Source organism: Streptomyces sp. NPDC091271, assembly GCF_044757505.1.
Classification (GTDB): domain Bacteria; phylum Actinomycetota; class Actinomycetes; order Streptomycetales; family Streptomycetaceae; genus Streptomyces.
In genome coordinates, this window is the sequence record NZ_JBIVVD010000006.1 from 1 (window position 1) to 22,829 (window position 22,829).

The following is a 22,829-nucleotide window of genomic DNA, read 5'->3' on the forward strand; positions in this document are numbered from 1 at the left end:
TTGGCCGATCCGTGGATCAGGACGGTGTCCTCGAAGGAGAAGGTCAGCTCCCGCGCGGTGTGCGCGGCCTCCACGTTCTCCTTCAACGCGGCCAGCGCGGCGACGTCGTCCCGGTCGACCCGGCTCCGGGCCTCCGCCACGGAGGCGGGGTCGTCCTCCTCGGTCCAGAACTCGTGCAGCAGCCGGACCCGTGACTCCTCCGCCCCCAGCGGCTCGACCACCCAGGCACCGGCCCGGCCGGCCATCGGGGGATCGACCGCGAGGTGCTGGAAGTTGACCCGGCGAGCCGCCGTCTCGACGATCCGCCGCAGCAGGCGGTCGCGTGGGACTCCGCCGTCCCTGACTTCCCAGACGCGCAGGAGCTCCTCGCCCTCGGGAGCCTCGGTGTGCTCGGAGTGCAGCACCTCGGGGAAGACCAGCGGCCAGTCGCCGGCCTCAGCGATCCGCCGATGGACCGTGTCCGCCGGTACGCGCACGTCTATCTCGTGCGCGCCCTGGCGCGCATTCGGGTGCAGCCGCATGCTGCCCTCTCCTTTTCGTTCCGAAGGTCCCCGGTCCGACAGACCGTGTCCTGCCGCGCGACCGCGGCCCCGCGTGTGCGGGACCGGGCGAGGCGGGCGGACGCGGAGGGGCGGCCGGGCGGCGGCGAAGCACCACCGGAAAGGGGAGCCCGGCGGTGGCCCGTCCGACAGCGGGAAGGTCACCTCACCGGACCGCCCCGGGGTCACTCGCCCGCCGTACGGGTGTGCACCACCTGGTACGTGTTCTCCTCCTGCCAGGTCCGCAGAGCCGAGACCCGGTCCTCGGTCTTCCGGCGGTCGGCCGTACGCCCGTCCTCCGGCTGGTCGCGGAAGGTGTCGTAGGCCTCCTTGCCGTCCCACTGGGAGTACACGACGACGAACCTGCCCTCGATGCCCCGGGCGCGCAGACCGCGCAGGACGGTGTGCGTGCGGTAACCGGGCACGTCCAGCAGCCACGTGCGGGACTCGCCCAGCGCGTCCACCAGATCCTCCTGGTCCTTCTCCTCCACCCCGAACAGCTCGATGACGGTGTAGTCGTCGCGCGTGGGGGAGACCTCGGTGACACCACCGAGCTCCGGCTTCTGCTGAGTGAAGGCGATCTCGTTCTGGAGCAGCCGGATCGAGGTGGTGATCTCGCCGAAGAGCGGCAGCGTGCGGTGCTTGAACTCCTCGCCCGCGTAACGCTTCTCCAGATCCTCGGTGCTGCGCCACTGGATGAGGTTGGCGGTGCCCGGCCGATCCTGGCCCGAGTGGACCGTGCTGGAGATCCAGCCCTCGTAGGCCGCCGAGTCGACGATCTCGCGCATGGCGGCGAGCAGCTTTTCCTGCTTCTCGGGAGCGTCGGTCGAGAAAAGGTTGAGCACGGTCAGATGCTGGCCGTCGGCTGCGATCTTCGGCATTCTCTCGTCGCTTTCGTCGGAGGAAGGATCGATACGCAAAGAGCATGGCAAGGCGCCGAAGGGGAATTGAAGACCTTCCCTCTCAGGTTTGCATACGCCTTTGCCAAGCCCCCGAGGGCGGCGTCACGGAACTCCACGGACTTCGTCAGGAATATGAAAAGCGCCCTTGGCCGCCGGGCGCGCCTACCTGCATCCTCGGACAATGAATCCAGGGCAGGAAGCATTCGAGACGAGTTCCTTGCTGGACCGGTATCTCGTCGGACTCGACGACGACGAGATCGACGACGCGTGGGTGCGCGGCCTCTTCACCGAGGACGCCGCCGTCGTGTTCCCCATCAGCCGGCACGACGGTATCGAGGGACTGGCCGGCTACCACCGCGCGTCGCTGGAGGCGTTCGCCGCGACCCAGCACCACGGCTCCCCGGCGGTCGTCACGGTCGACGAGGACGGGGAACACGCGACCTTCCGCGCCAACGTCCTCACCACCCACGTCCACCACCCCGGAGCACCCGGCGAGCCGCTGTTCCAGGCCGGCACGCTGGCGTCCGGCGAGGCCCGTCGCGGCCCGGAGGGATGGCGGATGTCGGTGCTCTCCTTCCAGGTGCTGTGGATCCGCGGCACCCCGCCCAACGGCGCGGAGAAGGCCCGATGACCGCCCTGGCGGCTGCCGACGCACAGGAGATGAAGCTGGCCGTCATGCTCGCCGACATCGGTCTGGTGCTGGTGGCGGGTGCCGTGCTCGGGCGGCTCGCCCAGAAGGTCCGTCAGCCGGCGGTGATCGGGGAGATCACCGCCGGCATCCTGCTCGGCCCCAGTGTCCTCGGTCTGCTGCCGGGTGACCTCACCGACAGGATCTTCCCCCCGGAGGTCCGGCCTCTGCTGTCGGCTGTCTCCCAGGTCGGCCTGATCCTCTTCATGTTCCTCGTGGGCTGGGAATTCGACAAACGGCTGGTCAGGCGGCACGGAAAGCTCGCCGCGAGCGTGTCTCTGTCGTCGATCCTGGTCGCCTTCGGCCTCGGGTTCGCCCTCGCGGTGCCGCTGTACGAGCACCACTCCGTCGTCGCCGGCCACAAGATCACCTTCCTCGCCTTCGCCACCTTCCTGGGCACCGCGATGTCGGTGACCGCCTTTCCGGTCCTGGCCAGGATCCTGAACGAGAACAAGCTCCTGGAGACCCGGGTCGGCTCGGTCTCTCTCGCCAGCGCCGCCATCGACGACCTGCTCGCCTGGTGTCTGCTGGCGTACGTATCGGCGCTGGTCGCCGCCGACGGCGATTACGCGGACCTGACCCGCATCGGCGCGCTGAGCGTGGTCTACGTGGCCTTCATGCTGATCGTCGTCCGGCCCTTCGCCGCCCGCCTGATGTGGCGCTGGGCCGCTACCGAACGCTGGTCGATGCTGCTGGCGGTGCTCTGCGCCGGGGCCCTGGTCTCCGCCTGGGTGACGACATGGATCGGCATCCATGCCATCTTCGGCGCCTTCCTCTTCGGCTTCGTGATGCCCCGTGAACCGTCCCTGGTCCTCGCGCAGCACGTGCGCACCCCCATGGAACACGTCAGCCGCGTGCTGCTCCCGGTGTTCTTCATCGTCACCGGCCTCAACGTGGACCTGGGCGCGCTCACCGCCGGAGACGTCGTCGCGCTCGTCGCCATCGTCATCGTCGCCTGCGCGGGCAAGCTCATCGGCGCGATCGTCCCGGCCCGGATGGCCGGCTTCTCCTGGCGGGAGTCGAAGGACCTCGGACTCCTGATGAACACCCGCGGTCTGACCGAACTCATCATCCTCAACGCGGCCGTCAGCCTGGGCGTGCTCGACGGGCGCATGTTCACCATGCTGGTGATCATGGCCCTGGTCACGACCGCGATGGCGGGTCCTCTGTTGTCCCGGCACCACCGCCCCGACCGGCCGGGGGCACCCGCGGCCACCGGGGGGAGCGGCCTCGCGCCGCGTACGTCCGAATCCGTCGCGGGCTCCACCCCGCCGCGCACCTGACGAGAGGCTTGTCGTGATACCCGTTCCACAGACCTCCGCCCCCGGACGACGTACACCGGTCGACGGCCGCACGCTGCGCACCGTGTGCGGAAACTTCGCCACCGGCGTCACCGTCATCACCTCGGGCCGTGCGGACGAGAGCGCCGGGACCACGGTGAACTCCTTCACCTCGGTCTCCCTGGACCCGCCGCTCGTCCTCGTCTGCCTGCACGAGAACTCGCGTCTGCTGCCGGTCGTCCGGAATTCCGGTGGATTCGTGGTGAACCTCCTGACCCAACGGCAGGAACCGGTGGCCTGGGCGTTCGCCGGGCGGCGGACGGCGAGGCTGGAGGAGGTCCCGCACACCAGAACCGACGGCGGGCTCCCGGTGCTCCAGGGCGCCTTGACCCACCTGGAGTGCCGGCTGTCCGCCCAGTACGACGGCGGTGACCACACGATCCTGCTGGGCGAGGTCGTCGGACTCGCGGCACCCGCCGCGGACGTGGACCCGCTGATCTTCTACCAAGGTGCCATGCGGGGCCTCGCCGGCCCGCCCGTACCCAGCACGACCTGACGCCGGGCGGGGGCCGTGGACCGGCGGGGGCCGGGCCGGCGCCCCCTCCGGTCCGCACCGGCCTCAGCGCCCGTGCGGACCGGCCGGTTCCCCGCGACCGTCGAACACCTGCCGGGCCTGTTCCACCTTCGGCAGGTGCACCGAGGACCACTCGGCGAGCGAGGCGAAGAGCGGGGCCAGGCTCCGGCCCAGGTCGCTGATCTCGTACTCCACCCTCGGCGGCACCTCGGGGTAGTACGTGCGCAGCACCAGGCCGTCCCGTTCCAGCTGACGCAGTCGCTGCGTCAGCACCTTGGCCGTGATCGTCCCGATGTTGCGGTGCAGTTCCACGAAGCGCTGCACCCCGTAGGCGTTGAGCGTCCACAGGATCGGGGTCGTCCACCGGCTGAAGACGATGTCCAGCACCGGGGCGATCGGGCACGCCTGCTCCGCCCCGACCCGCTCCGGGAGAGCCACGGCGCTCCCGCCCGGCCCCACCGAGGTCACGCTGTCCATGCATGCTCCCTTTTAGAAAGTCACTTTCCCCTAGGTACTCACTTTACCCGTGCTGCTAGGTTCCCGGAAGTCGGCACCGGCAACCTACTGACCGTCAACTCGCCCATTGCAGCGCTCCGTTGCTCGCGTACGCCGGTACGCCCATGTCCGAACCAGCTCGTAGGAGTGGCATGTCCCTGCACCTGCCCCTGGGCGCCACGGCCGAGGCCTTCCTCGCCGAGAACCACCAGTGCACCCTCACCACACTGCGCCCCGACGGCACTCCGCACGTCGCGCCCGTACGGTTCACCTGGGACGGCGAGACGGGAACGGCCCGGGTCATGACCACGGTCTCGCGGCGCAAGGCCCGCAACATCCTGGCCAGGGCGCAAAGCCCGGTCGCCGTCTGCCAGTCGGCCGGCCCGCGCTGGATCACCCTGGAGGGCGTGGCGACCGTCTCCACCGACCCGGCCCGGGTCGAGGAGGGGGTCCGTCGCTACACCGCGCGTTACTGGTCCTCGCCGCCGCAGTTTCCCGGGCTCGCCGTCGTCGAGATCTCCGTGGACCGCGTCATGGGCCTGTACTGACCGGCTCCCTCCCGACCGTGCCCGGCCGGCGCGGGAGCGAGCGGAGAGGAGGGTGCCGGGACGTCCCCTGCACCCTCTTGGCAATTCACCCGCCCAACTGCCGGAACTCTGACGAACTTGTCACAACCCTGTACCGCCGCCCATTCAGCTTCCCGAGCCGCCTCGGAATACTGGGAGAAACGGCAGCGGGAGAGGGAATATGGAAAAGTTGAACGCCGATGTAATCATCGCCGGTGCGGGCCCCGCGGGACTCATGCTCGCGGGGGAACTACGCCTTCAGGGTGTTTCCGTCCTCGTGCTCGACCGGCTCACCCAGCCCATGCAGCAGTCGCGGGCACTGGGTTTCTCGGCCCGCACCATCGAGGAATTCGGACAGCGCGGTCTGCTCGGGGACTTCGGTGAACTGGAGACCATTCCCGGTGGCCACTTCGGTGGAATTCCGCTCGACTACACCATCGTCGACGGCGGCAACTTCGGGGTGCGCGGCGTCCCGCAGTCCCGCACCGAGGCCATCGTCCACCAGTGGGCCGCCGGACTCGGCGCCGAGATACGCCGGGGCCACGAGGTCACCGGTCTGACCCAGGACGAGGACAGCGTCCGGGTCGAGGTCGTCGGCCCCGACGGCCCCCAGACCCTCCGCGCCGCCTATCTGGTCGGCTGTGACGGTGCCCGCAGCTCGGTGCGCCGTCTGGCCGACATCGGCTTCCCGGGCGTCAGCGCCACCATCGAGATGAAGATGGCCGACGTCACAGGTGTCCAGGTCCGCATCCGCCCCACCGGCGAGGTGGGCCACGCGGGCATGGTCGTCGTCCTCCCGCTCGGTCCGCACGCCACCCGCGTCGTCGTCTTCGAACGCGGGGCAGGGGTCCGCCCCACGCAGGAGCCGCCCACCTTCGACGAGGTGGCCGCCGCCTTCCAGCGGGTGACCGGCGAGGACATCAGCGGCGCCACCCCGCTGTGGACCAGCTACTTCACCGACGCCAGCCGTCAGGCCACCGAATACCGCAAGGGCCGGGTCTTCCTCGCCGGCGACGCCGCGCACATCCACCTGCCGATCGGCGCCCAGGGCATCAGCGCCGCCGTGGGCGACGTCGTCAACCTCGGTTGGAAACTCGCCGCCGAGATCAAGGGACACGCCCCCGACGGCTTGCTCGACACCTATCACGCCGAGCGGCAGCCGGTCGGCGCCCGCGTCATCCAGAACACCCTCGTGCAGCGCACCCTGTACCTCGGCGGCCCCGAGGCCCAGCCGCTGCGGGACCTCTTCGCGGAACTGGTCCGCATCGAACAGGTACGCCACCACCTCGTCGGCCTGGTCACCGGCCTCGACATCACCTACGGCGCGGCGACCGGCGGCCACCCACTGCTCGGCCGCCGGCTGCCCGAGCAGGACCTCCTGGTGGGCGACGCCAAGACCACCACGTACGAACTGCTGCACGCGGGCCGCCCGGTGCTGCTCGACCTGTTCGACGACGGCGGGCTGCGCGAGGCCGCCGCCCCTTGGGCGGACCGCGTCGACATCGTCACCGCCACCCGCCCCGAGGCCGGCGCTCCGGCCGCCAACCTGCTCGTCCGGCCCGACGGTTACGTCGCCTGGGCGAGCGGTGCCGGCTCCGCAGAGGGCTTGGCCGACGCGCTCGGCCGTTGGTTCGGCACGCCGCGCGCAGCCGCCTGAGCCCACGTCCGAAGGCCGGGTGAGCCCGGTCTCCGGCGCACCCGGCCCGTCCGAGCCGGCCCCCGGACACCCCGGAACCACCGGTCCGCCCAAGACAAGAGGAGTGCCGTCTTGCCCACCAAGGCCGAGACAGCGAACGAGTCCGCGCAGACCCCCGATCCGACCACGTGCGACGTGGCCATCCTCGGATCGGGCCTCGCCGGCTCGATCACGGGAGCGATCCTGGCCCGCCACGGTATCGACGTCGTACTCATCGACGCCGGCCAGCACCCCCGGTTCGCCGTCGGAGAGTCCCAGAATCCGCAGCTCGTGGAGTGGCTGCACATCCTGGCCGACCGCTACGACGTCCCCGAGATCGCCCACATGCTCGACATCAAGGCGATCACCGAGCACATGGGTCCGCACCACGGCCGCAAGCAGAGCTTCGGCTTCGTCAACCACCGCGAGGACCAGGAGCCCGATCCGCGGGAGGCGACGATGTTCGTCATCCCGAAGATGCTCACCGAAGCAGTCCACCTCTACCGCCAGGACACGGACTCGTACTACCTGAACGTCGCCGCGAAGTACGGCTGCACCATCCGGCAGAACTGGCTCGCCACCGACCTCGACCTCGACGAGGACGGCGTCACCGTGACGGGCCGCAACGGCGAGGTCTTCCGCGCCCGCTATCTCATCGATGCGAGCGGCTTCCGCTCCCCGCTGGCGCAGAAGCTCGACCTGCGGGAGAAGCCGTCACGGCTCAAGCACCACGCCCGTTCGCTCTTCACCCACTACATCGGCATCAAGCCGTACGACGATGTCTGCAACTACCCGGAGACACTGCGCCCGCCGCCCGAGTCGCCCTTCCACGGCGGCACACTGCACCACCTCATCGAGCGCGGCTGGTTCTGGATCATCCCCTTCGACAACTACAAGGACTCCAAGAACCCGGCCTGCAGCGTCGGCCTCACCTTCGACGAGCGGCTGTACCCCAAGCCGGACGACATGACGCCGGACGAGGAGTTCCAGCACTACCTCGACAAGTACCCCGCGGTGAAGCGGCAGTTCGAGGGGGCGAGCCGGATCAGGGAGTGGGTCTCCACCCCGGACCGCATCCAGTACTCCTCCAAGCAGACCGTCGGCCACCGCTGGTGCCTGATGTCGCACGCGGCCGGCTTCGTCGACCCGCTCTACTCCCGCGGCCTGTCCAACACCTTCGAGGTCGTGGACGCGCTCGTCTGGCGACTGCTCGACGCCCTGCGCGAGGACGACTTCGACGAGAAGCGGTTCGCCTACGTCGAGACCCTGGAGCAAGGGCTCCTGGACCACAACGACAAGATCGTCAACAGCTCCTACATCGCGTTCAGCCACTTCCGCCTGTGGAACGCGGTGTTCCGCGTCTGGGCCTGCTTCACCACCCCTGCCACCATGCGGCAGATCATGGCCCGCCAGAAGTTCGCGCTGGACGGTGACGACCGGCACTTCAAGGAAATGGAGAAGGCGCCCTACCCGGGTCTGTGGTGGCCGGACAGCCACGCCTTCAAGCACCTCTTCGAGCTCACGGTGGAGACCTGTGAGCGGTACGAGGCGGGCGAGATCGACGGGGACAAGGCAGCCGACATCGTCTTCGAGGCGATCCGCGACTGCGAGTCCGTCAACACGCCCTTCGGCTGGAAGGGCCCCGAGGACCAGCGGTTCTTCCGGGCCACCACCCCCACGATGATGAAGTTCATGTGGTGGGCGAACACCTCCGGCCCCAAGGAGATGCGCGACCTGGGCCGCTCCTTCCTCACCGGTGTCGTGAGGCAGGGCCTGCGCGGCCGCAAGGTCTCCTGACAGGGCCCCTCGCGCACCCGCCGCTCCCTTCCGTGTGCGCCCCTTCCCGGAGTCTCCTCCGGAATTCCCTTTTCCCACTCTCCAGAACGGACACCTGGAATACCCATGATCAGCCGCAGAACGATGCTGGGTGCGACCGCGGGCGGCGTGGGCGCCGCCCTGCTCCCGCAGACCACGACCGCCCTCGCCACAACGGCGTCCGGCGCCGCCGCCGGCACTCCCACCGCCGCCGCCTGGGACCAGCTGGCCGGCAAGCTGGCCGGCCGCCTGGTGCTGCCGGCCGACGCCGGTTACGAGGTCGCCAAGCAGCTCGAACTCGCCCAGTTCGACGTCATCCGCCCCCAGGCGGTCGCCTACTGCACCAGCTCCGCCGACGTGTCGAAGGCAGTCTGCTTCGCCCAGGAGCAGGGTGTGCCCGTCGCCGTCCGCAGCGGCGGTCACAACTACGCCGGTGCCTCCACCGGCCCCGGCCTGGTCATCGACGTCTCGGAGATCAAGGCGATCAACGTCGGGCCGAGCACGGTCACCCTCGGCCCCGGCTCCCTCAACATCGATGTCCTCAACGCCCTTGCTGCCAAGGGCGTCGCCCTCAGCAGCGGCGGCTGCCCCACGGTCGCCACCGGTGGCTTCCTCCAGGGCGGCGGGCTCAGCTTCATGACGCGCACCCTCGGAGTCGGCTGCGACTCCGTGCGCTCCGCCCAGGTCGTGCTCGCGAACGGCAGCACCGTCACCGCCTCGGCGAACAGGAACAGCGACCTGTACTGGGCGATACGCGGAGGAGGCGGCGGCAACTTCGGCATCATCACGTCGTACGAACTCACCCATCACGTGGTCGGCCCCCTGCTCGTCTCGTACCTGTTCTTCCCGTACGAGCGCGCCGCCGAGATCATGGACGCCTCCACCCGCTGGCTGGTCGACGCGCCCCGCTCCATCAGCGGCGGCGTCTACATCACGCTGCCCGACGCCGCGCCCGGCGCGGTGCCCGACACCGCCATCACCCTGGTCTCCCGTGGCACCTCCGCCGAACTGGCCGCAGAGACAGCCCGGTTGCTCGCGATGACCGGCCAGCCCGTCGGCCGGCAGGACATGACCACGTCCTACCGGGACCTGATGGTGAACATCTTCGGCTGCGGCAGCCTCAGCCAGGACGCCTGCCGCCGCTCGGAGAAGAGTCCCACCGGGGTCCTGCCCCGGCCCGCCTTCGGCGTCGAGCGGATGCGCATGGTCACCGACCCGCTTCCGGCCGCCGGCTGGTCACAGGTCATGGCCGCATTCGACGCGCACCGCGCCACCGGCCAGCGACGCACCCTCGAGGTGCACTGGTTCGGCGGCGCCGCCAACGACATCGCCGAATCCGCCACCGCCTACCCCCATCGGGACACGCTCTACTGCGTGAGCTACCGGTCGACCATCGCGGACACCGCACAGGCCACCGCTGCGGGCAAGGCCGTCTCGCAGGCGTGGGTGAACGGCGGATTCGCCGCGGTCGACCCGTACTCCAACGGCGGCACCTACGTGAACTACATGGACCCCGCCCTCCCGGACTGGAAGCGGTCCTACTACGGCGACAACTACGCCCGGCTGCTCACGGTGAAGAAGAAGTACGACCCGAAGCGCTTCTTCAACTTCCCGCAGTCCGTCGGCGCCGCCTGACCCGCCTCCGTCCCCTGCCCGGCAGACCCCGTACCGAAAGGCTGTGACCGCCGTGTCGTCCGCACCCACCGAGATTCCCCCCTCCGCCCGGATCCTCCAGCTGTCGATGGCCAGCTGGGTCGCCGCGGCGGTCAGCGCCGTCGCCGAACTGGCCGTGGCCGACGCCCTGACGGATGGCCCCCAGGACATCGAGGCCCTGGCGAAGGAGCTCGACGCCGACCCCACCAACCTCTACCGGCTGCTGCGGGCCGCCGCCGACATCGGCCTCTTCGAGGAGAGCGCGGGCCGCACCTTCGCCGTCACCGAGGTGGGCCGGGCGCTGAGCAGCGACGCACCCGACTCGATGCGCAACTTCGCCCGCTGGGTCGGCCTGCCCGCCGACCGCTCGACCTGGACAGGACTCGCCGACTCCGTCCGCACCGGCCGCTCCGTCTTCGAGAGCGTCCACGGCAAGCCGGTCTGGGAGTACATGCGGGACAACCCCGAGGTCTCCCGGATCTTCGACCTGGCCATGACCGACACGTCCTCGCAGGTCACCACACCGGTGGTGCAGTCCTACGACTACAGCTCGTTCCGCAGGCTGGTCGACGTGGGCGGCGGTCACGGCCAGCTCCTCGCAGCCGTCCTCGCGGCCAACCCGGAGACGAAGGGCGTTCTCTTCGACCAGCCGGAGGTGGTGGCCGGGGCGGGCGACGAGTTCGACAAGGCGGGCGTGCGCGACCGCGTGGAGATCGCCGGCGGGGACTTCCTCGAGTCCGTGCCCGAGGGCGGTGACGGCTATCTGGTGGTCAACGTCCTGCACAACTGGGAGGACGAGAAGGCACAGGCCATCCTCACCCGCATCCGCGAGGCGATGACCGACGACGCCCGTGTCCTGCTGGTCGAGGTCGTGATGCCCCCGGACGGTGCCGAAGGACTCACCGTCAAGCTCATGGACCTCAACATGATGGCCCACGCGGACGGGGTGCAGCGCAGCGAGGAGCAGTACGCCGAACTGTTCGCGCGGGCCGGGCTGAAGCTGTCCCGGATCCTGCCGGGCGGCGGCCTGTGCAGCATCGTCGAGGCCGTACGCGCGTGAACCGCCCGCTTGCCCCTCCGCTCCCTGTGCGAGAGCGGAGGGGCAAGCGGCGGACGGAGGACCTCAGGGGCGCCGGCCGTACCAGCCCACCAGCCTGTCGATGGCCGGAGCGTCCTCCGGGACCTCCACCACCGGACCGAACGGCACCGGGTTGCCGCGCGGTTCGGCGGGCACGGCCCGGTGCATGTAAGCCAGCGGGGCCGCGAGCATCTCCGGGTCCCACTCGGGCGACTGACCGGTGGCCTTGGCCAGGTCCCAGATGTGCAGCACGAACTCGTTGGTATAGATCACCGAGGCGACCGCTCCCGGTACCGGGCCCCACGGCAGACCGATCTCCCGCCCCAGCACGGCCGGGTCGGACCACACCTCGTCGAACTCCTTGCGGGACTCTGCCCACGCCCGGTCCCACTCGCCGTCGGCGACGTCCTGGGCGAAGTGCGGGTGGCTCATGAACGAGCCGCCTGCCCCCATGACGGCGAGCCGGCGCAACACCGAGACCTGGTGGTTGGCGAGGTCACGGACCGAGTACTCGGGACATGGAGTGGCGTCGTCGTACTGCTCCGGCCGCAGTGCGGCGAGCGTCTCGCCGGCCAGGGCGACGGCCTTGAAGAGGCCGTCGCGCGGGTCGGTGGCGTCGGCTGAGGGGGTGGACGAGGGGAACGTGGCGTCAGTCATGACGCCAGCTTTCCGGACCGACCGATCTCCGTGCAGCCACTTGACAAGGACTTGTAGGAACGAGCCCTCCGGTCGCGACTTGCACCTGAGGGGCAGTCACTTTCCCCTAGGTACCTACTATGCCGCCGATGCTAGCTTTCCTGACGTGACGACGGGGATCGCCGTCGGACCCGTACGACGCGGCTGCTTGGCAGCGGCAATCTCACCCCTGACCCACCCACGAGGGAGCAGTTTCATGATTGTTGTCACCGGAGCCACAGGTAACATCGGCCGTCTGCTGGTCACGGAACTCGCCGAGGCCGGCCAGGAGGTCGTGGCCGTCTCGCGCCGTCCGTTGGCGTCGGGTCTTCCGGAGGGCGTCCGGCACGCCCAGGCCGACCTCGGCGACTTCGAGAGCGTCCGCCCGGTGCTCGCGGGTGCCGACGCCTTCTTCATCCTGCTGGCCGGTGAGCTGAACGGCCCCGGCGAGCCCGCGGTCAACCTGCTCGGCATCGCCAAGGAGGCCGGCGTCAAGCGCGTCGTCCTCGTCTCCTCCCAGCTGGCCGGTACGCGCTCGGACACGCTCTCGCACAACCGCCTGCGCGAGTTCGAGGCCGCCGTCCGCGAGTCCGGGCTCGAGTGGACGATTCTGCGTCCGGGCGGCTTCGCGTCCAACTCCTTCGCCTGGGCCGACCCCATCCGCACCCAGCGGTCGGTCTTCCACCCGTTCGGCGACGTGGCCCTGCCGGTCGTCGACCCGGCGGACATCGCCGACATCGCGGCCGCCGCGCTGACCCAGGACGGTCACGCCGGCCAGACCTATGTGATCACCGGCCCCGAGGCCATCACCCCGCGCCGCCAGGCCGAGATCATCTCCGAGGCGCTGGGCGAGCAGGTGACCTATGTGGACCTGACCCGTGAGGCAGCCGCCGAGCAGATGTCCCAGTTCATGCCGCCGCCCGTCGTGGAGGGCACCCTCGACGTCCTCGGCTCCCCGCTCCCGGTCGAGCAGCAGGTCAGCCCCGACGTGGAGAAGGTCCTCCTCCGCCCGGCCCGCCCCTTCGGCGACTGGGTGACCCGCAACCTGCCGGCGTTCCGCTAGCAAGCCGGCGGGAGGGGCGTCCGTAGGCCCCCGCCCCACCGTGCCGCCGCCGGGCGGTCGCTGCCATCGTTCCCCCGTGGGCAGCGGCCGCCCGGCGGCATGTCCGGGTGCACGATCGGGCGTCAGGGACGGACGACGATCCGAGGCCGGATCCAGGCCCCACCGAAACCAGAACTGAGACCGTCGGTACTCGCGCGGCCGGCACCCCGCCCTTGGCGGAGTCCGGCAAAAGCAAAAGCCCCAGGTCACGGCGAGTGAGTCCTGAGGCTTCCACAGAGCCGCCTTCGGGATTCGAACCCGAGACCTACGCATTACGAGTGCGTTGCTCTGGCCAACTGAGCTAAGGCGGCACGCTCTGTCGCACCATGGTGCGGTCAGCAGCGACGCCAAGTCTACACAGTTTCCGGGGGTGCTCCGTACCGCCCGGCGCCGCTGCCGTATTAGCAGGTCAGGTGCACTTCTTACCGTCCTTGGGCGGAGTGCCGTCCAGCAGGTAGGTGTTGATCGCCGTGTCGACGCAGTCGCTCCCCCGGCCGTACGCCGTGTGTCCGTCGCCCTCGTAGGTCAGCAAAGTGCCGGAGGAGAGCTGCTCCGCGAGGGACTCGGCCCACTTGTACGGGGTGGCCGGGTCCCGGGTGGTGCCGACCACGACGATCGGGGCGGCGCCCTCCGCCTCGGTGCGGTGCGGGGTGCCGGTGGGGTCCACGGGCCAGGATCCGCAGTTCAGCGCGGCCCAGGCGAAGCCCCTGCCGAAGACCGGGGAGGCCTTCTCGAATTCCGGGACCGCCTTCTCCACCTCTGCGGGGCGGGCGAAGGCGGGGGCCAGGTCGAGGCAGTTCACGGCGGCGTTGGCGAACATCAGATTGGCGTACTTGCCGCTCGGGTCACGCTCGTAGTAGCTGTCGGCCAGGGCGAGGAGGCCGGAGCCGTCACCGCGCTGAGCCGAGGCGACGGCCTCGCGGAGCTGGGGCCAGGCGGCTTCGTCGTACATGGCGGCGATCACACCCGTGGTCGCCAGGGATTCGGTCAGCTTCCGGGGCTCGCCGGTCGGCACGGGCTCGGAGTCCAGATCGGCGAAGAGCTTCTTCAGCGCGGTCGCAGCCGCCGCGGTGGACCTGGTGCCGAGCGGGCAGTCGGCCTGCTTCACACAGTCCGCGGCGAACGACTGGAAGGCCGTCTCGAAGCCGGCGGTCTGATCGCGGTTGATGTCGACCGCGGGGAGCGAGGGGTCCATCGCCCCGTCCAGGACGAGACGCCCCGCCCGGGCGGGGAACAGATCGGCGTAGGTCGCACCGAGGAACGTGCCGTACGAGGCGCCGACGTAGTTCAGCTTCTCGTCGCCGAGCAGGGACCGCAGGATGTCCATGTCACGCGCCGTCTCGACCGTGGACACGTGCGGAAGGATCTTGCCGGAGCGCTTCGCGCAGCCGTCGGCGAACTTCTTGAAGGACTTGTCCAGCCTGGTGATCTCGCCCTTGTCGTCCGGAGTCTGGTCGACCTTTGTGTAGGCGTCCATCTCCTTGCCGGTGAGGCACTCGACCGGTTCACTGCGGGCCACTCCGCGCGGGTCGATGGCCACCATGTCGTACCGGGCGCGGACCGGGGCGGGGTAGCCGATGGCGGCGTACCCCTGGAGGTAGCCGACGGCCGAGCCGCCGGGGCCACCCGGGTTGACCAGGAGGGAACCGATCCGCTTGCCCGGTCCGGTGGCCTTCTTGCGCGAGACGGCCAGCTCGACGTCCCCGCCGTCGGGCTTCGCGTAGTCCAGAGGGGCCTTCATCGTGGTGCACTGGAAGCCCTCCACGCCGCAGTTCCGCCAGCGCAGCTTCTGCCCGTAGTACGGCTCGAGTTCCTCGGTGGCGGCCGAACCCGTCGCCGACGCGCTCGGCGCCGAACTTCCGCTGCTGCAGCCGGAGACGAGGAGGCCGGCAGTGCCGAGCGCGGTGGCGAAGATGCGGAGCAGGCGCCTGGTGTCCATCCCCGGAGCGTAGCCGTCGTGTGACGACTCAACCGATTCCCTGCTCATACGGGTGAATTCACCCGCCCCCCACGCACCTCGGGAGCGCGCCGAGCGGGGACGCCGGCCTCAGCCCGCCCGGAGCGCGACCGCCATGGCCTCCACGGCCAGCAGCGGCGCGACGTTACGGTCGAGGGCGCGGCGGCAGGCGATCACAGCCTCTATCCGGCGCAGGGTGCGCTCGGGGGTGGACGACTCGGCGATCCGGTCGAGGGAGTCCCGGACATCGGTGTTGGCGAGGGCGATCCGGGAGCCGAGCTGGAGCGCCAGCACATCGCGGTAGAAGCCGGTGAGTTCACTGAGCGCGAGGTCCAGGCTGTCGCGCTGCGTACGCGTCCTGCGGCGCTTCTGCCTGTCCTCCAGCTCCTTCATCGCACCCGCCGTCCCGCGAGGCATCCGGCCCCCCGCCACGCCGCCGAGCGCCGCCTTCATGTCGTCCGTCTCCTTGACGTCGACCTCCTCGGCGACCTGCTTGGCGTCGTCGGTCGCCGTGTCGATCAGCTCCTGGGCCGCCTTGAGGCAGCCGCCGACGTCATGGACACGCAGCGGGAGCTTGAGCACGGCGGCACGCCGGGCACGCGCCCGCTCGTCCGTGGCCAGCCGGCGCGCCCGGCCGATGTGCCCCTGCGTGGCACGGGCGGCCGAGGCGGCACGCTCGGGGTCGATGCCGTCCCGCCTGATCAGCACATCGGCCACGGCGTCGACCGGAGGCGTACGCAGCGTGAGGTGACGGCAGCGGGAGCGGATCGTGGGCAGGACGTCCTCGAGGGAGGGCGCGCAGAGCAGCCACACCGTGCGGGGCGCGGGCTCCTCCACCGCCTTCAGCAGGACGTTGCCCGCGCCCTCGGTGAGGCGGTCCGCGTCCTCCATGACGATGACCTGCCAGCGGCCCACCGCGGGGGACAGCTGGGCACGGCGGACGAGCTCACGGGTCTCTTTCACACCGATCGAGAGCAGATCCGTCCGGATCACCTCGACGTCGGCGTGGGTCCCGATCAGGGCCGTGTGGCAGCCGTCGCAGAAGCCGCAGCCGGGAGCCCCGCCCAGGGCGCGGTCGGGGCTGGTGCACTGGAGCGCGGCGGCGAAGGCACGGGCGGCGGTGGACCGGCCGGATCCGGGCGGGCCCGTGAACAGCCAGGCATGCGTCATCTTCGAGCCGGGGGGCACCGGCTCGCCCTCGGAGATGGCGGTCACCAGGACATCGGCGTCCCGGGCGGCGGCACCGAGCTGCTCCTGCACCCGGTCCTGTCCGACCAGGTCGTCCCAAACGGTCATGGTCACCGCCCTTCCGGTGGCGTGGTGCTGGAACGCCGGAACCCCGGCGCCTCCCTATTGTGCGGGAAGGGTCCGACAGTCCCGGCGTTCCGTGCCCGCGCCCGGCGTCCGCCCGTCAGCGGCGGGGCCGTCGCCCGCCCCGTCCGGAGCCGCCCTGATCGTCGTCGTTGCCGCCGAGCAGCTCGTCGGCCAGGGACGGCAGATCGTCGAGCGGCGTCTCCTCGGCCCAGTCGGGACGCGGACGCTTCTGGCGGCCGGAAGCGCCCTGCGCCGCCGGTCCCGCCTGCGGGTCGTCGCTGATCTGGGGCAGTTCACGCGTGCGCTCGTTCTCGCTCTCGGGGCGGGACGCCCCGCGCTCGTCGCGGAAGACGCCCGGCGGAACCCGGTCCGACGGGTTCCCGTCGCGCACCGGAGGCAGGACAGCCGTCTCGTCCGCGTCGCGCACCGGCGGCAGGACCGTCGTCTCGTCCGCGTCGGGCGCCGGGCGGTCCGGCCGGGCGACCGGCACGGGCTGCGTGATCTCGTTCGGGTTCACGACCGGAGTCGGGACGGTGAGCTCGTTGTCCGGCACGGACGGCCCGGTGGACCCGGAGCCGGACTCCCGGGCGCGCTCCGCGGCGGCGGCCGCAGCCGCCTCCTCCGCCCGGGCGGCAGCCTCGGCCTCGGCACGGCGGCGGGCCTCCTCGGCCCGCACCAGCGCCTCCTCCGCCTTGCGCTGCTTCTCCAGGCGCAGTTCCTCCGCCTCCTTGCGCAGCCGCGCCTCCTCCTGGGCCTGCAGGCGCAGCCGCTCCTGCTCGGCCTCGCGCACCCGCTCCTCGGCCTCGAGACGGGCCCGCTCCTCCTCCGCACGGCGGCGGGCCTCCTCGGCACGCTGCCGTGCCTCCTCCGCCTGCCGTTCGGCCTCGCGCTGCCGCGCCTCTTCCTCCTCGCGGCGCTTGCGCTCCTCCTCCTCGGCGCGGAGCTTGGCGAGCTGAGCCTGCCGCTCGCGCTCCAGCCGCTCCTCCTCGGCCTTGCGCGCGGCCTCTTCCTCGGCCTTGCGCCGGGCTTCCTCCTCGGCTGCCCTGCGTGCCTCTTCCTGGGCCCTGATCTCGGCCTCGGAGAGCGGGAGCAGCCGGTCGAGCCGGTGGCGTACGACCGTGGTGATCGCTTCCGGCTCCTGTCCGGCGTCCACCACCAGGTAGCGGGCCGGGTCGGCCGCCGCGAGCGTGAGGAAGCCGGACCGCACCCGGGTGTGGAATTCGGCCGGCTCGGACTCCAGCCGGTCGGGCGCCTCGGTGAAGCGTTCCCGTGCCGTCTCGGGGTCGACGTCCAGAAGAACCGTCAGGTGCGGTACGAGCCCACTCGTCGCCCAGCGCGAGATCCGGGCGATCTCGGTCGGGGCGAGGTCCCGGCCCGCGCCCTGGTACGCGACGGACGAGTCGATGTAGCGGTCGGAGATCACGATCGCGCCGCGCTCCAGTGCCGGGCGGACGACCGAGTCGACGTGCTCGGCACGGTCGGCGGCGTACAGCAGCGCCTCGGCCCGGTTCGACAGACCGGCCGACGACACGTCCAGCAGGATCGACCGCAGGCGCTTGCCGACCGGGGTGGCCCCCGGCTCGCGCGTCACGACGACCTCGTGGCCCTTGGCTCGGATCCATTCGGCGAGCGCCTCGACCTGGGTGGACTTTCCGGCTCCGTCTCCGCCCTCCAGGACGAGGAAGAAACCGTTCGCCGCGGGCGCGACGGCGGGGTCGCCGCCGCGCAGTGCCTCACGCAGGTCGCGGCGGAGCGGCACACCTGCACGGTCGTCGGTCCTGGCGAGGACGATCACCGCGACGGGCAGCAGCAGCGCGCCGACGAGCATCAGCGTGAAGGCCGCGCCGCCGTGAGCGAAGACGAAGTCACCGGATCCCAGACGGTGCCGTCCGATGGCGGCGGCCAGCAGCGGTCCGCCCACCGCCCCGAGCGCGACCAGCACCCGGACCACGGCCTGGAGGTGCTCGGTGGCCCTGGCCTGCCGGAACGCCTCCGTCTCCTGGTCGATGACCGCATGCCCGATGTTGGCGGCGACCCCCGCCGCGTAACCGGCGAGCAGCGCGATCAGCAGCCCGGTGGCGGTGTCGGGCACCAGGCCGAGCGCGAGGAGCGCCACGCCCGTGACTGCGACCGCCAGGGCCAGCAGCCGACGGCGCGACAGGGCGGGCAGCACCTTCCGCGCGGTACGGATACCGAGCGCGGTGCCACCGCTCAGGGCCAGGATCAGCAGGGCGAAGGTGGCGGGTCCGCCACCGAGGTCGGCGGCGTGCAGCACGGAGACGCCCGCCGCGGCCGCGATGGCCCCGGCGACCGCGGAGCACGCGGCGACGACCAGCGGGACGCTCCCGGTGCGGCCCTTGTCGGACCCCGCTCCGGTGGCCGGCCGGCGCAGGCCCTCCAGGGGCGAGCGCGGGCGGGGCGTCTGCGTGGCCGGAAGCTCGAGGAAGTACAGCGTCGAGACGGAGGCGGAGAAGAGCCCGGCCGCGATGTAGGAACCGAGGGCGGCCTGGTGGAAGGAGAACCAGTCGAAGCCGGTACCCAGCAGTTCACCGATCAGCGCGGCGACCACCAGCACGACCGCGGCCGCGGGCACCGACAGGAAGTTCGTCCGCAGGGAGAGCCTGCGCAGGGCGTCGAGGTGGTCCGGCAGCGGGCGCACGGCGGCGCCCTCCAGGGGCGGGGCGGGAAGCAGCGCGGGAGCCGCGCTCTCCTTGGCCACCGCCCACAGCCGTTCGCCGACGCCTGCCACGAAGACGGTGATCAGGATCATCATGAGTGCCTTGTCCGGCATCCAGTCGATCCACAGGGGCGCGACGACCAACAGGGCGAGCCGCAGAGCGTCCGCCCCGATCATCAGCCAGCGCCGGTCGATCGGACCGCCGGGCGCCGTGAGCGCCGTCAGAGGTCCCAGTAGTACGGCTCCGAAGAGCACGGTGGAAAGAATCCGGGCACCGAACACGGCGGCGACGGCAAAAGCCGCCCCGCGGTATCCGGCCCCGAAGGAGCCCTCGAGGACCGCCGCCTGCAGCGACAACAGCACAAGCACAAGAAGGGCGAGTGAATCGCCGATACTGCCGACGAGCTGGGCGCTCCACAACCGCCTGAGCGGGGGAACACGCAACAGGGCTCGTACGGCGCGCTCGCGTGAGTCTGCGGCAAGTGTGTCGGAGGTGGGGCTCACGACCGGTGGCTGCTCGGCTCGCGTCATCCGCCCAGCCTATCGGGAGCGGTGCGGTGCCCGGGGGCCGCGTCCGAACATATGCCCAACGGGAACGCTGTCCGCACCTCGCGAGAACGCCGGAAGGGCCGGGTCTCCCCGGCCCTTCCGGCGTTCGTGCACGCCTGACCACCTGCTCCTCGCGGCTCCCGCAGCCGACTGCCGGCGGCTCAGCTCGCGGTCAGCTCTCCTCGGAGGAGGCCGAAGCGGTCTTCTTCGCCGTGGCGGTCGCCTTCTTCGCCGGCGCCTTCTTGGCGGCGGTCGTCTTCTTCGCGGCCGTCGTCTTGGTGGCGGTGGCCTTCTTGGCGGTCGTCTTCTTCGCCGCCGTGGCCTTCTTCGCGGTCGCCTTCTTGGCCGGAGCCTTCTTCGCCGTCTTCTTCTTCGCCGGCCCCTTGGCCCGCTTCTCGGCGAGCAGCTCGTAACCGCGCTCCGGCGTGATGTCCTCGACGCTGTCGTCGGTCCGCAGCGTCGCGTTCGTCTCGCCATCGGTGACGTACGCACCGAAGCGGCCGTCCTTCACGACCACCGGGGCTCCGCTCACGGGGTCCGTGCCCAGCTCCTTCAGCGGCGGCTTGGCGGCGGCCCGCCCGCGCTGCTTCGGCTGGGCGTAGATCGCCAGCGCCTCTTCGAGGGTGATGTCGAAGAGCTGGTCCTCGGAGGTCAGCGAACGCGAGTCCGTGCCCTTCTTGAGGTACGGACCGTAGCGGCCGTTCTGCGCGGTGATCTCGACGCCCTCGGCGTCCTCGCCGACGACCCTCGGCAAAGACATCAGCTTGAGCGCGTCGGCCAGCGTCACCGTATCGAGCGACATGGACTTGAAGAGCGACGCGGTCCTCGGCTTCACCGCGTTCTTGCCCGTCTTGGGCGTGCCCTCGGGCAGCACCTCGGTGACGTACGGGCCGTAGCGCCCGTCCTTGGCGATGATCTGGTTGCCGCTGACCGGATCCGCCCCGAGCTCGAAGTCGCCACTCGGCTTGGCCAGCAGCTCCTCCGCGAGCTCCACGGACAGCTCGTCGGGCGCCAGGTCCTCCGGCACGTCCGCGCGCTGGTGGCCCTCGGAGTCCTTCTCGCCGCGCTCGATGTACGGGCCGTAGCGGCCGACGCGGAGCTTGATGTCGTTGCCGACGGGGAACGAGGAGATCTCCCGGGCATCGATGGCGCCCAGGTCGGTGACCAGTTCCTTCAGACCGCCGAGGTGGTCCCCGTCGCCGTTGCCCGCGGCGGAGGCCGCGCCCGCGCCGGTCGTGTCGTCACCCGTGCCGAAGTAGAAGTGCCGCAGCCACGGCACGGACTGGGCCTCGCCCCGCGCGATGCGGTCGAGGTCGTCCTCCATGCGGGCGGTGAAGTCGTAGTCGACGAGCCGGCCGAAGTGCTTCTCCAGCAGGTTGACCACGGCGAACGACAGGAACGACGGCACCAGGGCCGTGCCCTTCTTGAACACGTAACCGCGGTCGAGGATGGTCCCGATGATCGAGGCGTACGTCGACGGGCGGCCGATCTCGCGCTCTTCGAGCTCCTTGACCAGCGAGGCCTCGGTGTAACGGGCCGGCGGCTTGGTGGCGTGGCCGTCGACCGTGACCTCGTCGGCGGTCAGCGCGTCGCCCTCGGCGACCTGCGGCAGCCTGCGCTCACGGTCGTCCAGCTCGGCGTTCGGGTCGTCCGCGCCCTCGACGTACGCCTTCATGAAGCCGTGGAAGGTGATCGTCTTGCCGGACGCGGAGAATTCGGCGTCACGGCCGTCGCTCGCCCGGCCACCGATCTTCACCGTGACGGAGTTACCCGTGGCGTCCTTCATCTGGGAGGCGACGGTCCGCTTCCAGATCAGCTCGTAGAGCCGGAACTGGTCGCCGGTGAGGCCCGTCTCGGCCGGGGTGCGGAAGCGGTCCCCGGAGGGGCGGATCGCCTCGTGCGCCTCCTGCGCGTTCTTGACCTTCCCGGCGTACGTGCGGGGCTTGTCGGGCAGGTAGTTCGCACCGTACAGCTGCGTGACCTGCGCCCGGGCCGCGGAGATCGCGGTGTCCGAGAGGGTCGTGGAGTCCGTACGCATATAGGTGATGAAGCCGTTCTCGTACAGCTTCTGCGCCACCTGCATCGTGGCCTTCGCCCCGAAGCCCAGCTTCCTGCTCGCCTCCTGCTGGAGGGTCGTCGTACGGAAGGGCGCGTACGGCGAGCGGCGGTACGGCTTCGACTCGACCGAACGCACCGCGAACGAGGAGTCGGCGAGGGCGGCGGCCAGGGCGCGGGCGTTCGCCTCGTCCAGGTGCAGTGTCTGCGCGGACCCCTGCTTCAGCTGCCCGTCGGAGCCGAAATCGCGGCCCTGGGCGATGCGGCGCCCGTCGACCGCGCTGAGGCGGGCGGTGAGCGTCGAGGGGTCGGAGGTGTCACCGGCGCGGCCGGTGGCGAAGGTGCCGGTCAGGTCCCAGTACTCGGCGGAACGGAAGGCAATGCGCTCGCGCTCCCGCTCGACGACGAGGCGGGTGGCGACCGACTGGACACGGCCCGCCGAGAGCCGCGGCATGACCTTCTTCCACAGGACCGGCGAGACCTCGTAGCCGTAGAGGCGGTCGAGGATACGGCGGGTTTCCTGGGCGTCGACCATGCGCTGGTTGAGCTCGCGCGGGTTGGCTACGGCGGCCCTGATCGCGTCCTTGGTGATCTCGTGGAAGACCATCCGGTGGACCGGGACCTTGGGCTTGAGGACTTCCTGCAGGTGCCACGCGATGGCTTCGCCCTCGCGGTCCTCATCGGTGGCGAGGAAGAGTTCGTCGGATTCGGCGAGGAGCTGCTTGAGCTTCCTGACCTGGGCCTTCTTGTCTGCGTTGACGACGTAGATCGGCTGGAAGTCGTTCTCGACGTCCACGCCGAGGCGGCGTACCTCACCGGTGTACTCGTCCGGCACCTCGGCGGCGCCGTTCGGCAGGTCGCGGATGTGCCCGACGCTCGCCTCGACGACGTATCCGGGGCCGAGATAGCCCTTGATCGTCTTCGCCTTGGCAGGCGACTCGACAATGACGAGTCGGCGGCCTGCGGTCTCGCTGGTCGGGGACAACTTCGCTCTTCTCTCCGGTCGGCACTCGTGGGGCATCCGGGCAGCGCTCTTACGCTGCCCGCGGTGCTGTCGCTGCGGAGTGTGACGGTACAACCCGCCCCCGTGTCAAACGGCAAAAGCCCGCAACGGCCACTCGAACGGTAACCCGACTTCCGCCATTCCTGCCGCCCGGACCGCCCGGTCCGCTCCGCGCCCGGCTGTCGCCTGCGGGTTTCGCGGTCCAGCGGGGGGACCTGCGGGGACGGCCGTC

The 22,829-nt window shown here is 70.7% G+C and carries 17 protein-coding genes and 1 tRNA gene; 9 read left to right on the forward strand and 9 right to left on the reverse strand.

What is annotated here, in order from left to right; all coding sequences use genetic code 11:
• Window positions 1-521 (reverse strand): SRPBCC family protein (locus ACIQM3_RS24105; protein WP_401627459.1); only part of this gene is annotated, 521 nt, incomplete at its 3' end.
• A 203-nt stretch (window positions 522-724) separates the two neighbouring features.
• A complete protein-coding gene (locus tag ACIQM3_RS24110) occupies window positions 725-1,420 on the reverse strand; it encodes an antibiotic biosynthesis monooxygenase family protein (protein WP_401627461.1) in 696 nt (231 codons plus the stop codon).
• Window positions 1,421-1,622: 202 nt separating this feature from the next.
• On the opposite strand from ACIQM3_RS24110, the gene ACIQM3_RS24115 reads away from it, so the two are divergent.
• From ACIQM3_RS24115 to ACIQM3_RS24125, 3 genes are read left to right on the forward strand one after another with little or no spacing between them, the layout of a single operon-like run.
• The gene (locus ACIQM3_RS24115) at window positions 1,623-2,072 is read left to right on the forward strand and encodes a nuclear transport factor 2 family protein (protein ID WP_401627463.1); all 450 of its coding nucleotides are present in this window, start codon (window positions 1,623-1,625) and stop codon (window positions 2,070-2,072) included.
• Window positions 2,069-3,412: a cation:proton antiporter gene (locus tag ACIQM3_RS24120; RefSeq protein ID WP_401627465.1), complete on the forward strand. Its 1,344-nt coding sequence runs from the start codon at window positions 2,069-2,071 to the stop codon at window positions 3,410-3,412. The genes ACIQM3_RS24115 and ACIQM3_RS24120 overlap by 4 nt, the downstream gene beginning before the upstream one ends.
• A 13-nt stretch (window positions 3,413-3,425) precedes the next feature.
• Window positions 3,426-3,965, forward strand: a complete 540-nt coding sequence (locus ACIQM3_RS24125) for a flavin reductase family protein (protein WP_401627467.1) — start codon at window positions 3,426-3,428, stop codon at window positions 3,963-3,965.
• A 63-nt stretch (window positions 3,966-4,028) separates the two neighbouring features.
• Here the strand turns inward: ACIQM3_RS24125 and ACIQM3_RS24130 are convergent, their stop codons facing one another.
• Window positions 4,029-4,460: a winged helix-turn-helix transcriptional regulator gene (locus ACIQM3_RS24130; protein WP_401627468.1), complete on the reverse strand. Its 432-nt coding sequence runs from the start codon at window positions 4,458-4,460 to the stop codon at window positions 4,029-4,031.
• A 170-nt stretch (window positions 4,461-4,630) separates the two neighbouring features.
• Between ACIQM3_RS24130 and ACIQM3_RS24135 the strand changes: the two genes are divergently transcribed.
• The 5 genes from ACIQM3_RS24135 (at window position 4,631) to ACIQM3_RS24155 (ending at window position 11,247) form a co-directional block, all read left to right on the forward strand.
• Window positions 4,631-5,026 (forward strand): pyridoxamine 5'-phosphate oxidase family protein, encoded by a 396-nt coding sequence (locus tag ACIQM3_RS24135; RefSeq protein ID WP_401627470.1) that lies wholly within the window; start codon window positions 4,631-4,633, stop codon window positions 5,024-5,026.
• A 199-nt stretch (window positions 5,027-5,225) separates the two neighbouring features.
• Window positions 5,226-6,701: an FAD-dependent monooxygenase gene (locus tag ACIQM3_RS24140; RefSeq protein ID WP_401627471.1), complete on the forward strand. Its 1,476-nt coding sequence runs from the start codon at window positions 5,226-5,228 to the stop codon at window positions 6,699-6,701.
• Between the two features lie 111 nt (window positions 6,702-6,812).
• Window positions 6,813-8,516, forward strand: coding sequence for an NAD(P)/FAD-dependent oxidoreductase (locus ACIQM3_RS24145; RefSeq protein ID WP_401627472.1), 1,704 nt, complete (start codon window positions 6,813-6,815; stop codon window positions 8,514-8,516).
• A gap of 105 nt (window positions 8,517-8,621) precedes the next feature.
• Window positions 8,622-10,169, forward strand: a complete 1,548-nt coding sequence (locus ACIQM3_RS24150) for an FAD-binding oxidoreductase (RefSeq protein ID WP_401627473.1) — start codon at window positions 8,622-8,624, stop codon at window positions 10,167-10,169.
• Between the two features lie 43 nt (window positions 10,170-10,212).
• Window positions 10,213-11,247: a methyltransferase gene (locus ACIQM3_RS24155; protein WP_401627474.1), complete on the forward strand. Its 1,035-nt coding sequence runs from the start codon at window positions 10,213-10,215 to the stop codon at window positions 11,245-11,247.
• A 63-nt stretch (window positions 11,248-11,310) separates the two neighbouring features.
• Here ACIQM3_RS24155 and ACIQM3_RS24160 read toward each other — a convergent pair whose 3' ends face one another.
• Window positions 11,311-11,922, reverse strand: a complete 612-nt coding sequence (locus ACIQM3_RS24160) for a TIGR03086 family metal-binding protein (protein WP_401627475.1) — start codon at window positions 11,920-11,922, stop codon at window positions 11,311-11,313.
• 235 nt (window positions 11,923-12,157) lie between these two features.
• Between ACIQM3_RS24160 and ACIQM3_RS24165 the strand changes: the two genes are divergently transcribed.
• Window positions 12,158-13,003 (forward strand): NAD(P)H-binding protein, encoded by an 846-nt coding sequence (locus ACIQM3_RS24165; RefSeq protein ID WP_401627477.1) that lies wholly within the window; start codon window positions 12,158-12,160, stop codon window positions 13,001-13,003.
• Between the two features lie 276 nt (window positions 13,004-13,279).
• Here the strand turns inward: ACIQM3_RS24165 and ACIQM3_RS24170 are convergent.
• The 5 genes from ACIQM3_RS24170 to topA form a co-directional block, all read right to left on the reverse strand.
• A tRNA-Thr gene (locus ACIQM3_RS24170) sits at window positions 13,280-13,353 on the reverse strand.
• 98 nt (window positions 13,354-13,451) lie between these two features.
• Window positions 13,452-14,981 (reverse strand): alpha/beta hydrolase, encoded by a 1,530-nt coding sequence (locus tag ACIQM3_RS24175; RefSeq protein WP_401627479.1) that lies wholly within the window; start codon window positions 14,979-14,981, stop codon window positions 13,452-13,454.
• A 108-nt stretch (window positions 14,982-15,089) separates the two neighbouring features.
• Window positions 15,090-16,295: a DNA polymerase III subunit delta' gene (locus tag ACIQM3_RS24180; protein ID WP_401627480.1), complete on the reverse strand. Its 1,206-nt coding sequence runs from the start codon at window positions 16,293-16,295 to the stop codon at window positions 15,090-15,092.
• Window positions 16,296-16,410: 115 nt separating this feature from the next.
• A complete protein-coding gene (gene tmk / locus ACIQM3_RS24185) occupies window positions 16,411-19,521 on the reverse strand; it encodes a dTMP kinase (protein ID WP_401627482.1) in 3,111 nt (1,036 codons plus the stop codon).
• Window positions 19,522-19,711: 190 nt separating this feature from the next.
• Window positions 19,712-22,579, reverse strand: a complete 2,868-nt coding sequence (gene topA, locus ACIQM3_RS24190; RefSeq protein ID WP_401627483.1) for a type I DNA topoisomerase — start codon at window positions 22,577-22,579, stop codon at window positions 19,712-19,714.
• Window positions 22,580-22,829: the final 250 nt, after the last annotated feature.

Coding starts and splice junctions, on each gene's coding strand:
- ACIQM3_RS24110 (WP_401627461.1), bottom strand. CDS start 1,420: ATGCCGAAGATCGCAGCCGACGGCCAGCATCTGACCGTGCTCAACCTT.
- ACIQM3_RS24115 (WP_401627463.1), top strand. CDS start 1,623: ATGAATCCAGGGCAGGAAGCATTCGAGACGAGTTCCTTGCTGGACCGG.
- ACIQM3_RS24120 (WP_401627465.1), top strand. CDS start 2,069: ATGACCGCCCTGGCGGCTGCCGACGCACAGGAGATGAAGCTGGCCGTC.
- ACIQM3_RS24130 (WP_401627468.1), bottom strand. CDS start 4,460: ATGGACAGCGTGACCTCGGTGGGGCCGGGCGGGAGCGCCGTGGCTCTC.
- ACIQM3_RS24135 (WP_401627470.1), top strand. CDS start 4,631: ATGTCCCTGCACCTGCCCCTGGGCGCCACGGCCGAGGCCTTCCTCGCC.
- ACIQM3_RS24140 (WP_401627471.1), top strand. CDS start 5,226: ATGGAAAAGTTGAACGCCGATGTAATCATCGCCGGTGCGGGCCCCGCG.
- ACIQM3_RS24150 (WP_401627473.1), top strand. CDS start 8,622: ATGATCAGCCGCAGAACGATGCTGGGTGCGACCGCGGGCGGCGTGGGC.
- ACIQM3_RS24160 (WP_401627475.1), bottom strand. CDS start 11,922: ATGACTGACGCCACGTTCCCCTCGTCCACCCCCTCAGCCGACGCCACC.
- ACIQM3_RS24165 (WP_401627477.1), top strand. CDS start 12,158: ATGATTGTTGTCACCGGAGCCACAGGTAACATCGGCCGTCTGCTGGTC.
- ACIQM3_RS24175 (WP_401627479.1), bottom strand. CDS start 14,981: ATGGACACCAGGCGCCTGCTCCGCATCTTCGCCACCGCGCTCGGCACT.
- ACIQM3_RS24180 (WP_401627480.1), bottom strand. CDS start 16,295: ATGACCGTTTGGGACGACCTGGTCGGACAGGACCGGGTGCAGGAGCAG.
- tmk (WP_401627482.1), bottom strand. CDS start 19,521: ATGACGCGAGCCGAGCAGCCACCGGTCGTGAGCCCCACCTCCGACACA.